Source organism: Amycolatopsis sp. NPDC043887 (assembly GCF_056435665.1).
Genome location: NZ_JBWKEB010000012.1, coordinates 43,673 through 57,931 on the forward strand (window position 1 = coordinate 43,673; position 14,259 = coordinate 57,931).

At 69.2% G+C, this 14,259-nt stretch carries 13 protein-coding genes; 6 read left to right on the top strand and 7 right to left on the bottom strand.

Features of this window, described 5'->3' with window-relative positions; genetic code table 11:
• The first annotated feature begins 15 nt into the window (after positions 1 to 15).
• Positions 16 to 1,188 carry an acyl-CoA dehydrogenase family protein gene (locus AC069H_RS29010; RefSeq protein WP_478225189.1) on the top strand — a complete coding sequence of 391 codons (1,173 nt, stop codon included), beginning with the start codon at positions 16 to 18 and terminating at the stop codon, positions 1,186 to 1,188.
• Between the two features lie 167 nt (positions 1,189 to 1,355).
• Entirely contained in the window at positions 1,356 to 1,784 is a 429-nt protein-coding gene (locus tag AC069H_RS29015) for a hypothetical protein (protein WP_478225190.1), read from the top strand.
• Here AC069H_RS29015 and AC069H_RS29020 read toward each other — a convergent pair.
• Positions 1,732 to 2,184, bottom strand: a complete 453-nt coding sequence (locus tag AC069H_RS29020; protein ID WP_478234447.1) for a hypothetical protein — start codon at positions 2,182 to 2,184, stop codon at positions 1,732 to 1,734. The two genes, AC069H_RS29015 and AC069H_RS29020, sit on opposite strands and share 53 nt — an antisense overlap.
• Before the next feature lie 148 nt (positions 2,185 to 2,332).
• On the opposite strand from AC069H_RS29020, the gene AC069H_RS29025 reads away from it, so the two are divergent.
• Complete coding sequence (locus AC069H_RS29025) at positions 2,333 to 2,758, top strand: DoxX family protein (protein ID WP_478225192.1); 426 nt, start codon at positions 2,333 to 2,335, stop codon at positions 2,756 to 2,758.
• 64 nt (positions 2,759 to 2,822) lie between these two features.
• On the opposite strand, the gene AC069H_RS29030 is transcribed toward AC069H_RS29025, so the two are convergent.
• The 3 genes from AC069H_RS29030 to AC069H_RS29040 form a co-directional block, all read right to left on the bottom strand.
• On the bottom strand, positions 2,823 to 3,530 hold the full coding sequence (locus tag AC069H_RS29030) for a TIGR03089 family protein (protein WP_478234448.1): 708 nt from the start codon (positions 3,528 to 3,530) through the stop codon (positions 2,823 to 2,825).
• A gap of 9 nt (positions 3,531 to 3,539) precedes the next feature.
• Positions 3,540 to 4,859, bottom strand: a complete 1,320-nt coding sequence (locus AC069H_RS29035) for an LCP family protein (RefSeq protein ID WP_478225194.1) — start codon at positions 4,857 to 4,859, stop codon at positions 3,540 to 3,542.
• A gap of 88 nt (positions 4,860 to 4,947) precedes the next feature.
• Positions 4,948 to 6,483, bottom strand: coding sequence for an LCP family protein (locus AC069H_RS29040; RefSeq protein WP_478234449.1), 1,536 nt, complete (start codon positions 6,481 to 6,483; stop codon positions 4,948 to 4,950).
• Positions 6,484 to 6,633: 150 nt separating this feature from the next.
• On the opposite strand from AC069H_RS29040, the gene rfbB reads away from it, so the two are divergent.
• Together rfbB and rfbD are read left to right on the top strand one after the other, a co-directional pair.
• Positions 6,634 to 7,617, top strand: coding sequence for a dTDP-glucose 4,6-dehydratase (gene rfbB / locus AC069H_RS29045; protein ID WP_478234450.1), 984 nt, complete (start codon positions 6,634 to 6,636; stop codon positions 7,615 to 7,617).
• Between the two features lie 4 nt (positions 7,618 to 7,621).
• Entirely contained in the window at positions 7,622 to 8,503 is an 882-nt protein-coding gene (gene rfbD / locus AC069H_RS29050) for a dTDP-4-dehydrorhamnose reductase (protein ID WP_478234451.1), read from the top strand.
• A gap of 75 nt (positions 8,504 to 8,578) precedes the next feature.
• Here the strand turns inward: rfbD and AC069H_RS29055 are convergent, their stop codons facing one another.
• The 3 genes from AC069H_RS29055 to AC069H_RS29065 are packed head-to-tail and all read right to left on the bottom strand — an operon-like array spanning position 8,579 to position 13,117.
• Positions 8,579 to 9,667 carry a glycosyltransferase family 4 protein gene (locus tag AC069H_RS29055; protein ID WP_478225198.1) on the bottom strand — a complete coding sequence of 363 codons (1,089 nt, stop codon included), beginning with the start codon at positions 9,665 to 9,667 and terminating at the stop codon, positions 8,579 to 8,581.
• Positions 9,660 to 12,173 carry a glycosyltransferase gene (locus tag AC069H_RS29060; protein WP_478234452.1) on the bottom strand — a complete coding sequence of 838 codons (2,514 nt, stop codon included), beginning with the start codon at positions 12,171 to 12,173 and terminating at the stop codon, positions 9,660 to 9,662. The genes AC069H_RS29055 and AC069H_RS29060 overlap by 8 nt, the downstream gene beginning before the upstream one ends.
• A 32-nt stretch (positions 12,174 to 12,205) precedes the next feature.
• On the bottom strand, positions 12,206 to 13,117 hold the full coding sequence (locus AC069H_RS29065; protein WP_478234453.1) for a glycosyltransferase: 912 nt from the start codon (positions 13,115 to 13,117) through the stop codon (positions 12,206 to 12,208).
• Between the two features lie 19 nt (positions 13,118 to 13,136).
• Between AC069H_RS29065 and AC069H_RS29070 the strand changes: the two genes are divergently transcribed.
• Complete coding sequence (locus AC069H_RS29070; RefSeq protein WP_478234454.1) at positions 13,137 to 14,234, top strand: glycosyltransferase family 4 protein; 1,098 nt, start codon at positions 13,137 to 13,139, stop codon at positions 14,232 to 14,234.
• Positions 14,235 to 14,259 lie beyond the last annotated feature (25 nt).

Below are 14,259 nucleotides of genomic sequence, written 5' to 3' on the forward strand. Positions count from 1 at the left end.
ACGCGGTTAGAAGAGGTGACGAAGGTGTCTGACGGCCCGGGTCTGTACCAGCTTGCCGAAGAGCACGAGGAGCTGCGGGCCGCGGTGCGTGCCCTCGCGGAGAAGGAGATCGAGCCGTACGCGGCCGAGGTCGACGAGGACGAGCGCTACCCGATCGAGGCGTACAACGCGCTGGTCAAGTCGGGTTTCAACGCCGTCCACATCGGTGAGGCCTACGACGGTCAGGGCGCGGACGCCATCGCCGCCTGCATCGTGATCGAGGAGGTCGCGCGTGTCGACGCGTCGGCGTCGTTGATCCCGGCGGTGAACAAGCTGGGCACGGTGCCGATCATTCTTTCGGCGTCGGAAGACCTCAAGAAGCTGGTGCTGCCGTCGATCGCCTCCGGTGAAGCGTCGGCGTCGTACGCGCTTTCGGAGCGCGAAGCCGGCTCGGACACCGCGTCGATGCGCACCCGCGCGAAGCTCGACGGCGACCACTGGGTGCTGAACGGCACCAAGTGCTGGATCACCAACGCGGGTGAATCGTCCTGGTACACCGTGATGGCGGTGACCGACCCGAACGCCGAAAAGAAGGCCAACGGCATCTCCGCGTTCGTCGTGCACAAGGACGACCCCGGCTTCACCGTCGGCTCGAAGGAGCGGAAGCTCGGCATCAAGGGCTCGCCGACCCGCGAAATCCACTTCGAGAACTGCACCATCCCGGCCGACCGCATCATCGGCGAGCCCGGCACCGGCCTGAAGACCGCGCTGCGCACCCTCGACCACACCCGCCCGACCATCGGCGCGCAGGCGCTGGGCATCGCGCAGGGCGCGCTCGACGCGTCGATCGCGTACGTCAAGGAGCGCAAGCAGTTCGGCAAGTCGATCTCGGAGTTCCAGGGCGTCCAGTTCATGCTGGCCGACATGGGCATCAAGATCGAAGCCGCCCGGAACCTCGTCTACGCCTCCGCCGCGGCGACCGAGCGTGGCGACAAGCGCGGCGGCTACATGGCCGCGGCCGCGAAGGCGTACGCGTCGGACATCGCGATGTCGGTGACGACGGACGCCGTGCAGCTCTTCGGTGGCGCGGGCTACACGCGCGACTTCCCGGTGGAGCGCATGATGCGCGACGCGAAGATCACCCAGATCTACGAAGGCACCAACCAGATCCAGCGCATGGTCATGGCGCGCGCCCTGCTCAAGGGCTGATTCGTTCCCGCGTGAAGGCCCCCTTCCTCGGCTCAGCCGAGGGAAGGGGGCCTTCACGCGCTTCGGGGCTCGCATTCAGGTGACGAAATGCGCAGGTGAGATCGCCCCTCGGTGAGATGCTTCACGGAAGTACGGCGATCATGGACCGCCGATGTCACTCTCGAAAGATGTTCTGGTTCGCACCGGTGTCGTGGACACCGCACGACGAGGCCGAGCTGATCGCCGGCTGGCGGTTGTGGCTCGAACTCGGGGATCGCATGTGGCCGTCGGCCGCGTGGGACGGGACGGCGGCCGACGTCGTCAGGCCGTTGCGTGAGCTGGTCGCGGCTTGCGACGAGATCGAGACGGGCTACCGCGAGGCTGTCGACGAGCCGTCGGAGGGGTTCATCCGGATCATCCAGTTCCTCGTGTGGACCGTCAGCACGGTGATCGAACTGTGGGCCGACGACGAGGTTCCGCTCGACGCCGAGCGGATAGCGTTGCTGCACGCCGATCTGGCCGGCTTCGCGGAGCAGGCCGAGCGGGTGCTCGAGGTGCTGGCCGTCAGTGGCGGCTGGACGGGTCTGGCCGCGGAGCACCGGCGGACGGGTCGCTGAGCGACTCCGGTTTCTCGACCCACGCGAACCGCGAGCCCGCCAGGTGCTCGGTCAGCGGGCGGTCCAGCGAGAGCAGGGTCACCGGGGTGCCGAACGGGTCTTCACCGCGCGCGATTTCGTACCCCAGCTCGATGACGGACTCCTCCTTCTCATCGGACTCGACGTCGTGACGGGTGACACCGTTGTCGATCGACCACGTGCCCTCGATGGTGCGATGGAACTTCAAGACCAGGTCGCCCGGGCTCGCCCAGGTGAAGCGAAACACCGCGAACTCTGTGCTCCAGCTCGACCAGTAGAGCCATCCGGAGCCGTCGCGGCGGAACACCAGGTCCACGGACTCGACGCTGCCGGGATGCAGGATTTCATCCGACCACAGGCCGGCCAGCCGTTCGTCCGTCACGGACGAGAGTCTGCCGTACCGGAAACGACCGGGTCCGCTTCCTGTCGGGTACCTGTCGATCACGCTCCGGAGGTGCCATCGGAGCCGCCCGGTGCCTTACCGTGATCCGAGTAAGTTGAATATTCACCGACCAGAAAGCTGATACCCGATGTTCGCTCGTTTCAAGGATGTCGCCCTCCTGCTCGGCCGGATCGGGGTCGGTGTGGTCTTCCTCGCACACGGCCTGCAAAAGTGGGAAAACGGGATCGACGGCACCGCGAAGTTCTTCGAGCAGACCGGAATCCCGCTGCCGACGCTCGCGGCGATCTTCGCGATCGCGGTGGAGATCGTGGGCGGGATCTTGTTCATCGTCGGTTTCCTGACGCCGCTGGTTGGCCTCGGCTTCGTCGTGGTCTCCGTCGGTGCTCTGCTCTCGGTGCACCTCGACAACGGCCTCACCGGTCAGGGCGGTTACGAACTTGTCCTCGTCCTGGCGGTCGCCGGGCTCGCGCTCGGTTTCAACGCCGGCAAGCTGTCGCTCGACCACGCGCTTTTCGGGCGCAAGCGTGAGGCGAAGCAGCTCCAGGACGCCTGACTCCGGATGGTATGAAGGGACCTTTCCTTGCAAATTTCGCAAGGAAAGGTCCCTTCATGGCATTTCAGGAGAATAGATCCGCCGTCGTCCGCTCGGCTTCGCGCCGGGAAGCGAGTTTGGCCGGATCCGCGTCGGTGACCTGGACCAGATGCGCACCCGCGGCCAACGGCGTGAGAAAGCCCGCGAGAATCCCTTCCTCGCCTGCCCACTCCACAGTGGACAGAACGCGATCCTCGGCGGACAGGCCCGCAGAGGCAGCGCGAGAGCGGGCTTCGGCGAGCACTTCGTCCACAGTGGACGAACCCAGTGCCGGAGTGTCGCCGGGCACGGGGAACAGCGGGCTGAACTGGTCACCCGAAAGCCGGGCTTCGGTCAGGTAGTCCAGCGCGCCGTCCGGTACGGAACCGGCGGGCAGCCCGAGACCCATCGGGTGCAGCGAGACGACGGCCGTGGCGGCCGCGTCGGACGCGCCGCCCGGGGCGACGAACGCCACCCGTGCGCCCGCGGTCTCCGTCACCACCCTGGCGCCGCACCACCACGCGCCCAGCAGGACACCGGCGGTCTGCCAATGCGACGGCAGTACCACGGCGACCTCGTCCCCGGGTTCGACGTCGAACTCGTCGACCAGCCAGTTCGCCGTCTTGGCCGCCCAGTTCACCGTGGTCGCCACGGACAGTTCGACCCGGCTGCCCTGCTTGTCGTCGTAGTGCGTGATCAGCGGTTTCGAGGGCGACCCGAGTACGGGCCGCAGCAGCAATTCGGTGAGGCTCACGCCACGACGTTAGTTCACGCAGGGAACGCTCGACGCGGCGAGCACCGGAGCCGCGCCGGGAGCGCCGCCACCGCCGCCCCTGCCCGCCAGACCGGAGACGAAGCTCCGCACGGCGGCTGGGTCGATCTCGACGATGCTCTGGCCGTCCGCGCTGCGGCCGTTGATGTTCACCACCGGGATGGTCGTGAACGTCAGGTCGCCCGACGCGATCCCCTTCGCCTGCTGCGCGAACTCCAGCAGGTCCAGTCCTTCGTCCAGGACGATCGAGCGGCGCACGACGTCCATCAGTCCCGCCATCGTCGAAGGGCTGGTCAGCGTCCCCGCCGAAAGCACCTGATTCAGCGCCGAGGACAGGAACGTCTGCTGCCGCACGATGCGGTCGAGGTCGCCGCGCGGCAGGTTCTTCCGCTGCCGCACGAAGGAAAGCGCCTCGCCGCCCGACACGGTCTGTTCGCCGCGCCGGAAGTTCGCGCCGGAGTCCTTGTCCTCGGTCGCGTGATTCAGGCAGACCTTGACTCCACCCAGCGCCTCGGTCAGGAGGTAGAACCCGAGCAGGTTGACCTCGGCGTAGTGGTCGATGCGGATCTGCGTCAGCTCCTGAACGGTCTGGACCAGTGCCTTGCGGCCTTCCTGGTCGGAATCACGTTCGAGTTTCGCCTGATCGGTTTCACCCCGATGGGCGTTCGCGTAGTTGGTCTTCGCGACGCCGTACGCCGAATTGATCTTGTTCGGACCGCGACCGGGGATCTCGGTCCAGGTATCGCGCGGGATCGAGACGCCGGACGGTTTCCCGCCGTTCTTCGGAATGCGGAGGATGATGATGGTGTCGGTGTTGACGCCGGCCTTGTCCTCGGTGCGCAGCTGCTTGAGCATGCGGAGAGGCAGCGGGTTGCCCTGTGCGTCGGTCCGCGCGTCGCTGCCGACCAGGAGGATGTCGGTCGCGCCGTCGTCGGCGGGCGGCGCGGCGGGATCGTCGGCCTTGCTCAGGGCGTTCGTCGTGGGGACGTTGTTCTGCAACTGGTCCTTGGTGACGTACGCGTAGCCCGTCGTGCCGAGGGCGAGCAGGGACACGAGGCCGACCGCGATCCGCCGGGTGATCCGGCCGGCGCGGCGCAGCGGGCGCTCGGGCACGTCGAGCACACCCGAACTCGGTTCGTCTTCGTCCTCTGCGGGGGCTGACGGCTGAGGGAGCGGCGGATTCCGCGGGTACGGCGTCGGGACGGGCTTTTCGTCACTCTCGGTGTCCGAATTGCCGTCCTCTTCGGACTTCGGCTCTTCGGCGTCCAAGTGCTCAGAACGTTCGTTGACGCTCTTGTCCTCGTCGCTCATCCCTGATCACCTCCCCTGGCGCTGCAGCTGGTCCGATCGTAGGAGAAGGCTAAGCCACCGTGAGGGCGGCCACGCTGAGTACCCGGAATTAATTGACGCAGGGCACATTGCCCGCGACGATCGGCTTCGAGGTGGGCGCCGCCGGAGCGCTGGAGGGCGGCTGAGCCGGCTTCGAGGGCGCCGACGTCTTCGCCGGCGGCGTGGCCGCGCCGGTGGACGCGCCCTTGAAGTCCTTGCCGAGCAGTACCCGCACCTTGCCGGGCGCGACGTCACGGTCCGCCTCGGCCTGCACCGCGGTGCCGAAGACCTGCTTGATCAGGTCCAGCGCGGCGTCGTCACCCGGCGCGTGCCGGATGACCGTCGAGTTCCGGGTGCTGAGCTTGGTGTCGGCAGCGAGTTTGAAACCCTTGCCCTGCAACAGAGTCCGGGTCTCGGTGGCCACCGTGGGCGAGCCTGTCCCGTCGAAGAGCTCGACGGTCACCGCTTCCGCGCCCGGCAGGGTGGCCGGGGTCTCGGACGGCGCCGCCTCCCCATCAGCGGTCAGGCGGGCGACCTCGGCCTGCACCTGAGCCGGGTCCACGCGGAGCACGGCGGCCCCGCCGATGGTCGCGTCGCCCTGGGTCGGGATCGTGTGGAACTCGACGTTGCCGCTGGTCAGCCCGCGCATCTGCGCGGCGAACTCCGGCAGATCCCAGCCCGCCGACAGCACGACCGACTTCTTCACCGCGCCGATCAGGTCCGAGATCTTCGCCGGGTTGAGCAGGACGTCCGAGGAGAGGACCTTGTTCGCCAGCCCGGACAGGAAGGCCTGCTGCCGCGCGATCCGGTCGAGGTCACCGTTCTGCAGGTCGTACCGCTGACGGACGAACGCGAGCGCCTGGACCCCTTCGACGGTCGACTTCCCGGCGGGCAGGTCCACGCCGGACTTCTTCTCCTTGACCGCGTTGTTGAGGCAGACCTCGACGCCGCCGATCGCCTTGGTGATCTCGTAGAAGCTCGACAGGTTCACCTCGGCGTACCGGTCGATCATCTTCGGCTTGCCGATGAACTTCTCCAGCGTCGCGATCAGGTTCTTGCGGCCGGCGTCCTTGGCCTTGGCGTCGACGTCCTTGAGGTCGGTGTTGCCCTGCTGCTGCAGCGTCTTCGACGTGTCGTTGTAGGCGTACACGTACGCACTGTTGAGCTTGTGCTTGCCGAAACCGCCGGTGATCTCGACCCACGAGTCGCGGGGGAAGGAGATCGCGACCGCCTTCTTGCCGTCCTGGGGGATGTGCACCAGGATCATCGTGTCGGTCTGGCGCTCGCCGTCCGAAACACCGGCGTGCAGCATGTCGAGGACCTCTCGCGGCAGCGGGTTACCCTGCGCGTCGGTGCGGCTGTCCTGGCCGACGAGCAGGATGTCGATCGCGCCGTCCAGCGGTTTCGCCGGCGGGTGACCGTCGTCCTCGAAGATGTTCGTGGTCGCGAAGCCCTGCGACAGGTCGCCGATGGACTGCCAGCCCCACCAGGTCAGCGTCAGGATCGTGATCGAGACCAGGCTGAACACGACCTTCACGCCACGGCGAGCGAACACCACGACGCCGCCACGGCGCGCCGGAATGGGTGGCCCGGGCCACTCGGTCACGTGCGGTCCTCCACGAATCTCCCCAGGGCACACGCGTGCCTCGTCCATAACTCTACTGATCCTCGTGTTAGACGCCCGTAGGCTGGTGAAAGGTTGCCCCGGTCGTGACACACTCGGCCGGTCGGGAAGAAGCAGAGGGAGGATCGCGGCATGCGAGTGCTGGTCACCGGTGGCGCCGGGTTCATCGGTTCGCATTACGTCCGGCAGGTGCTGACGGGTGCGTACCCGAGCATGGCCGGCGCCGAGCTGATCGTGCTCGACAAGCTGACCTACGCGGGCAACGAAGCGAACCTGGAGCCCGTGCGCGACAACCCGCGCTACCGGTTCGAAAAGGGCGACATCTGTGACGCCGCCCTGGTCGGTGAGCTGATGCGGGGTATCGACCTGGTCGTGCACTTCGCCGCCGAGTCCCATGTGGATCGTTCGATCGCCGGCGCGGCCGACTTCGTGCTGACGAACGTGCTCGGTACCCAGACCCTGTTGCAGGCCGCGCTCGAAGCGCAGGTCGGGAAGTTCGTCCACGTGTCCACCGACGAGGTCTACGGCTCGATCGACAACGGATCCTGGGACGAGGACCACGCGCTGGAGCCGAATTCGCCTTACTCGGCGTCGAAGGCGTCCTCGGATCTGCTGGCCCGTTCGTTCTTCCGTACGCACGGGTTGCCCGTCTGTGTCACGAGGTGCTCGAACAACTACGGTCCGTACCAATTCCCCGAAAAGGTCATCCCGCTCTTCGTGACCAACCTGCTCGACGGCAAGAAGGTCCCGCTCTACGGCGACGGGCTCAACGTGCGTGACTGGCTGCACGTGGACGATCACTGCAACGGCATCCAGCTCGTCGCCGACGGCGGCAGGCCGGGCGAGGTCTACAACATCGGCGGCGGCACCGAACTGACCAACCGCGAGCTGACCGAGCGGCTCCTGGCCGCCGTCGGCACCGGCTGGGACAGCGTCGAGCCGGTCGAGGACCGCAAGGGACACGACCGCCGGTACTCCGTCGACATCACCAAGATCTCGCGGGAGCTCGGTTACGCGCCGCGGAAGTCCTTTGAGGACGGTCTGGCCGACACTGTCGCCTGGTACAACGAGAATCGGTCTTGGTGGGAGCCGCTGAAGAAGCGCGCGGGGGAGTGAAGAAGTGCTGAGCATTCTCGTACCGGGCGGATCCGGGCAGCTGGGGCGGGACCTCGCGGCACTGGCTGTGGACTCCATCGACGCCACGACCCCGTCGTCGTCTGAGCTGGACGTGCGCGACACCGGTCAGGTCGTCGCCGCGGTGACCGAGCTGGCCGGCCGGGCGCGGGCGGCGGGAACGTCGCCGGTGGTGATCAACGCGGCGGCGTACACCGCGGTCGACGCGGCGGAAACCGATGAGGAGCGGGCGTTCGCGGTGAACGCCGACGGCCCCCGGGTGCTCGCCGCGGCGTGCTCGTCGCGCGGGGTGCCGCTCATCCACGTGTCGACGGATTACGTGTTCGCGGGCGACGCGACTTCGCCGTACGAGACCGATGATCTGCTGGGCCCGCTCAACGCCTACGGCCGGACGAAGGCGGCAGGGGAGGACGCACTGCTCGGTTCGGGTGCCCGTTCGTGGATCGTGCGGACGTCCTGGGTGTACGGCAAGACCGGGTCGAACTTCGTGGAAACCATGGCACGGCTGGAAAAGGAGCGCGACAAACTGTCCGTAGTGGACGATCAGACCGGTTCGCCGACCTGGTCCCGTGACCTCGCCGCGGGCCTGCTGGAGCTGGCGGGCCGGGTCGCCGCCGGTGAAGGGCCGTCGCAGCGGGTACTGCACTGCACGGGTGGCGGGTCGACGACGTGGTGCGGGTTCGCGAAGGCGATCTTCGCGGAGCTGGGCGCGGATCCGGCGCGCGTGAAGCCTTGCACGACGGCGGAGTACCCGCGTCCGGCGGCGCGCCCGGCATACGGGGTGCTGTCGAACGCGTCGTGGCGCGAGGCGGGTCTTACGCCGCTTCGGGGTTGGCCTGACGCACTGAAGGCCTACTTCGCTTCCTGACCCCGCTCGCATTTCGTCCTCTGAATGCGGTACTTGCGTGTGCAAGTACCGCATTCAGAGGACGAAATGCGGAGGTCAGTGCTTCGTGCTCGCCTGGCGGTACGCGGCGACGGTGAGTTCGGCGCACGCGCGCCAGGTGAAGTTCGCGACGTGCGCGCGGCGCGCGGCCGAAGTGGCCACGGCGTGCGGGTCGCTGACGGCGATCCGCAGCGCCTCCACGAGCCCGTCGACGTCCTCGTAGGGGACCAGGCTCGCGCAGTTCCCCGCGACCTCGCGCAGCGCCGGGATGTCCGTGCACACCACGGGGACGTCCGACGCCAGCGCTTCCAGCACCGGGAGCCCGAAGCCTTCGTCGCGCGACGGCAGCACCAGTGCGCTGGCCCCGGCGACGACCCGCCGGAGGTTCACGTCCGACAGGTAGCCGACGTGCCGCGAACGAGAGCCCACCGCGAACGAACCGGGACCGACGAACACCAGATCCGGCAGATCCGGCGCGGCCTCGTGCGCCTGCCGAAGCCAGTGCAGGCCCTTCCTGGGCCCGGGGGCGCCGGCGAAGAGCAGGTACTTGTCCGGGAGCCCGAGTTCCTTGCGGCGTTCCGGGTCCGGCGGGCGGGCGGTGAACCAGGCCGGGTTCACGCCTAGCGGGGTGACGATGATCTTGCCGCGGTCCACGTCGAGCCGTTCGGCGACCTGGTCGGCGACGGCGTTGGTGGGCGTGCAGATCGCGTCGGCGAGCCGGGCGCCGCGCCGCACCAGCCGCGGCAGCTCGTGATCGCTCGGCGCGAGCTCCTCGGGAGCGTCCAAAAAGGCCAGATCGTGGATGGTCACCACACCTGCGGCGCGGAACCGGCCGGGCAGCACGAAATTGGTGCCGTGCACGACATCCGTCGGCCCGGCGAACAGCTCCACCGGCGGCAGTTGCGAACGCAGCCACGCCTTGCGCAGGAGCCGCGCCGCCACCGGCATGCCGCGCGCCCGGACGCCGTGCGGGAGCACGTGCCGCAGCCGTCGCCAGCCGCGCAACGTGAACGCGACCGCACGAGTGTCCACTTCGGACATCGAGGCGAGCTCTTCGGACAGCGCGACGGTGTACCGGCCGATACCCGTCCTGGCACCGAGAAGCGGGGTCCCGTCGAGCAGGACGCGCAAGGGGCGGTCAGCCACGGCCGAGCCTCTGCTTGGCGACCTTGACCACGCGGCCGCCGACGCGCCGCGCGAGCTCCTTCGGGCCGCCGTCGGCGAGGTACTCGCGGATCAGGCCGACGTCGCGGCGCAGCATTTCCTTGCCGCGCACCGGTCCGGCGACCACGAGGTCGCCGGAGCCGGGTAGTCGGTCGGCGGCGGGCCGCGGGTTCCGGCAGAACTCAACCAGCGGTTTCAGGGCCTCCGGCCAGGCATAACGCCGGGCGACCGCGGTCATTCGCTCGACACAGCCCGCGGCGAACTCCTCGTCGTACAACGCCTTTTCGAGCGCGTCGGCCAGCGCGTCCACGTCCTCGGCCGGGACGACGACGCCGAGCCGTTCCTCGCGGACCAGGTCGGCGAACGAGTCACCGTCGGTGGTGACGATCGGGAGCCCGGCCCACAGGTAGTCCAGCACCCGCGTCCGGAACGCGAACGTCGTCTCGACGTGCTCGTAATGCGTGGTGACGCCGCAGTTCGCGTCGAGCAGCCAGTTCTGGCGCTCCTCGTACGGCACCCACTGCTGGTTGAAGAACACGTGCTTGCCGGTGAGCCCGAGCGTGTCGGACAGCAGCATCGTGCGCGCGCCGATGTCCATCTCGGTGACCTCGGGGTTGGGATGCTTCATCCCGAGGAACACCAGACGGACGTCGCCGCGGCGCTGTCGCAGCTGTTCGATCGCCCGGACCAGGGTCAGCGGGTCGAACCAGCTGTAGACGCCGCCCGCCCACAGCACGACGTGGTCGGTCTCGCCGATACCGTCCAAAGTGGACCGGAGGCCGGGGCCGGTGCGCACCGGTGCCTGCGGCGGCAGGCCGAACGGGACGATCGACAGCAGCGACTGGGTGGTCGGGTCGGCATCGTACAGCCGCGGCGACAGCCTGCCCATCGCGGCGAGATGGCCCAGCCAGAAGTGCCGCTGACGCTCCGAGGCGCACAGGAAGAAGTCGCCGCGTTCCAGCTGCGCGTCGAGGACCTTGGTGACCCCGATGAGGTCCAGTGCCCGCTTGTCGTCGGGAACGCCCTTGCCCTGTTCGAGCAGTTCGAGGTGCATCGGGTCGTACAGATCCGCGACCACGATCTTGTGCGCGTACTGATTCTTCAGCGAGGGCGCGAGTTCCAGCACGTGGCCCTGCAGGACGATGATGTCGGCCCAGGCGATCGGCGTCTCCAGATCGCGCCGGGTGGCCGCGCTGACCCGGAACGCCGCGGGTGGCGGATCGGCGAGCGGATTGACCGTCACCAGGTGGACGTCGTGTTCGGTGGCCAGCGTCGTGGCCATGTTCCACGCGCGGATCGCCGGGCCCGCCATCCGTTCGGTGATCGCGTCGCCGGTGATCACCAGTACCTTCCGGCGCTGCCCGAAGAGCGCGTCGATGCCGAACGTCTCGACCAGGACGTCGTGCGCGGCGAGATAGCGCGGCAGCGGATACGCGGGCTCCAACGCCTTGCGCAGCAAGGGAAGCAGATCGGCGTCGGTGCGGACGCGGGCGGCCTGTTCGGTGGCGCGGGACTCGGTGAGCGAGGGCAGCAGTTCGACGAACCGGTCGATCGCCAGCACGCCGGCCAGCGTCGTCCTCGGCACCTCGACCGGGCCGGTTTCGGCCGGGCCGACACCCTGGGCGAGATCGAACCGGGTGGCGTCGAGGTCCCCGCGCGCCGTCGCCCGGCGGACGGCCAGCGCCAGCGCGGCGGGCAGCGCGCGCGCCAGCGTTTCGTCGGAAAGGTTCTTGTACAGCGCCGCCAAGGCGTTGCGTTCCAGCAGGAACGTCTCGCGTCCGGAGTCCGGTGCGTCCACTGTGGACATCGTGGCGTGGTGCCGGTGGTAGGTCAGCGACTCCGGCACGTAGCGCACGCGCCAGCCGCGCAGGTTCAGGCGCCAACCGAGGTCGACGTCCTCGTAGAACATGAAGAACCGCTCGTCGAAGCCGCCGAGTTCGGCGAACACCCCGGCGCGGACGAACATCGCCGAACCCGTCGCGAACAGGACGTCCTTGGCGATCTCGTGTTCGGCGGCGGGGACGTCGGCCAGGGGGCTGCCCGCGTGGCGCTTGTAGCCCATGCCGAACCAGGTGAGGCCCGCGTCGACGAAGTCGGTGCCGGTCCCGTCCCAGTCGAGGACCTTGCTGGCCACCGCGGCGACCGTCGGCTGCGCGCGCAGCTCGGCCACTGCCGCGCCGACCCAGCCAGGAGCCGGGCGGGCGTCGTTGTTGAGGAAGGCGAGGACGGTGCCGGTGGCGTGCCGCGCGCCGAGGTTGCAGCCTCCCGCGAAGCCGGAGTTCACCGGGGATTCGACGAGCTTGACGCCCGGGGCCGCGGCTCTGATCTCGGCCACGTCGGTGCCGCCGGAGGCGTTGTCGACGCAGATGACCTCGAGGTTCGGGTAGTCGTGTTCGGCGAGAGCGCGCAGGCAGGTGACGGTGTCGGCCGCTCCCCGGTAGTTCACCACGATCACCGAGACGACCGGTTGCGTTTCCCCCTGCGCCAAAGCCGTACTCCCTGCTCTCGATTGGGGCAAGCTTAATTGCCCGCCCACGCGTCCCAGACCGCGCCTCGGCCCAGTGTCGCCCGCCGCCCGATGGCCCGCCGCTCGAGCAGCGTGCGCGGCAGGCGGGCGGCGACCGCGCCCAGTACCCGGCACCGGAGGCTCAGACGGAAGTTCGGCGCGTCCGGTTTCCCTCGAAGGGGGAGTACCGCGGTCAGGACCGCGAACTTCACCAGCTGGCGGATCGCCACCGCGCGGGGAGCGCACCGCAGGAGGGTCAGCAGGCGGTTGCGTTCATTCCACAGATGGAACGGGACCGAACCCGGCCGGGTGCTCGCGCCATGCCGATGGGTGACCTCGGCCTCGGCCCCCACGACGTCCCAGCCCGCCAGCCGCAGCCGCCACGCGGTGTCGGTGTCCTCGTAGTAACAGAAGTAGGACGCCGGGACGCCGCCGACGGAACGGAGTGCCTCGACGTTCAGCACGGCCGCGCCTCCGCAGAAACCGAAGACCTCGTCCGCGGGTTCCGGCAGGTCGGCACCGTGGCCGTCGGCGGTCAGGCGGACGCCGGTCGACTGGACGGTCCCGTCGGCCAGCGTCAGCCGGGCGCTCACGGCGGCGGCGAGCGGAGCTTTGGCGAGAGTGTCTTCGCAGGTCGCGAGCCACTCCGAGGTCGGCGTGGCGTCGTCGTTCAGCCAGGCCATCAGCGGGGTGTCCACTTTGTCCAGTGCGGCGGCCATGGCGCCCGCGTAACCGGTGTTGCGCCGCAGCCGGAGCACCGCGGGCTTCGAGGGATGGGCGGCGAGGAGGGCGGCCGTCCCGTCGTCGGAGGCGTTGTCGACGACCAGCGTCCGATGCGGGCGGGATTGTGCGGCGAGGGCGTCGAGGCAGGCGGTGATGTGCGCGGCGCCGCGCCAGGTGACCACGACGACGGTGGTGCTGGTCATTCCAGAGAGAATAGAGACCATGCCCGAACTGGTCGTGCTCGCCGAGCAGCTGCTGGCGCCGGTCCCCGGCGGGACCGGCCGCTACACCGGTGAACTGCTGCGAGCGCTCGCCGAGACCGCGCCGCCGGGATGGACGGTGTCGAGCGTGGTAGCCCGGCATGCCGGTGTCGACGCTGTCGGGGCCGCGGTCGTCGAAGGTGTCGAGGGCCCGCGCGTGCTGCCGATCCCGCCACGGGCGCTGATCGCCGCTTGGCAGCTGGGCCTGCCGTGGTGGCCTGGTGGCGACGCGGTCCACGCGCCGACGCCGCTGGCGCCCGCCCGGGTGCCGAAGGGGCGGACGCTGTCGGTCGCGGTGCACGACACCGTGCCCTGGACGCATCCCGAGACGCTGACCCCGCGCGGCGTCGCGTGGCACAAGGCGGTGATCGCGAGGGCAGCGGCGCGGGCGACCGCGCTGACCGTGCCGACGCAAGCGATTGCGGACGAGCTCACCGCGCTGGTGCCGGTGTCGGTGCCGCTGCGCGTGATCCCGCACGGTGTGCGGCCGCCCGCCGGGTTCGCCGAGGTCCCGCTGCCGGAGCGGTACGTGCTCGCGATCGGGACGATCGAGCCGCGCAAGGGCATCGACGTGCTGATCGACGCCGTCGGCCGGATCGGGGTGCCGTTGGTGCTGGCAGGCCAGCCGGGCTGGGGTGGCATCGACCCGGTGGCGCTGGCACGCGAGCACGGCGCCGACGTCCGGGTGCTGGGGAAGGTGAGCGACGCGGAACTGGCGTTCACGTTGCGGGGCGCGTCGGTGCTGGCGATGCCGAGCCGGGCGGAGGGTTTCGGGTTGCCGCTGATCGAGGCGATGGCGGCCGGGGTGCCGGTGGTGCACTCGGACGTCCCGGCCCTGGTCGAGGTGGCCGGGGGAGCGGGCGTGGCGGTGCCTGCCGGCGAGGCGCAAGCGCTTGCGGACGCCCTTCGTGACGTACTCGACCATTCGGAGCATGCGGCTGCGCTGCGTGACCGTGGTCTCAGCCGTTCGAGTGAGTTCTCCTGGCAGCGCGCCGCTTCGGCTGTTTGGGGTCTCCACCAGCGCGATCAGTTTGTCGGTTCCTCACCGCGGAGCCGGTGAGCCGCCGTACCCTCCTAGGGTGACC

Excerpts from the sequence above, each read along its gene's own strand:
- AC069H_RS29015 (WP_478225190.1), top strand. The coding sequence starts at position 1,356 with ATGTTCTGGTTCGCACCGGTGTCGTGGACACCGCACGACGAGGCCGAG.
- AC069H_RS29025 (WP_478225192.1), top strand. The coding sequence starts at position 2,333 with ATGTTCGCTCGTTTCAAGGATGTCGCCCTCCTGCTCGGCCGGATCGGG.
- AC069H_RS29035 (WP_478225194.1), bottom strand. The coding sequence starts at position 4,859 with ATGAGCGACGAGGACAAGAGCGTCAACGAACGTTCTGAGCACTTGGAC.
- rfbB (WP_478234450.1), top strand. The coding sequence starts at position 6,634 with ATGCGAGTGCTGGTCACCGGTGGCGCCGGGTTCATCGGTTCGCATTAC.
- AC069H_RS29065 (WP_478234453.1), bottom strand. The coding sequence starts at position 13,117 with ATGACCAGCACCACCGTCGTCGTGGTCACCTGGCGCGGCGCCGCGCAC.
- AC069H_RS29070 (WP_478234454.1), top strand. The coding sequence starts at position 13,137 with ATGCCCGAACTGGTCGTGCTCGCCGAGCAGCTGCTGGCGCCGGTCCCC.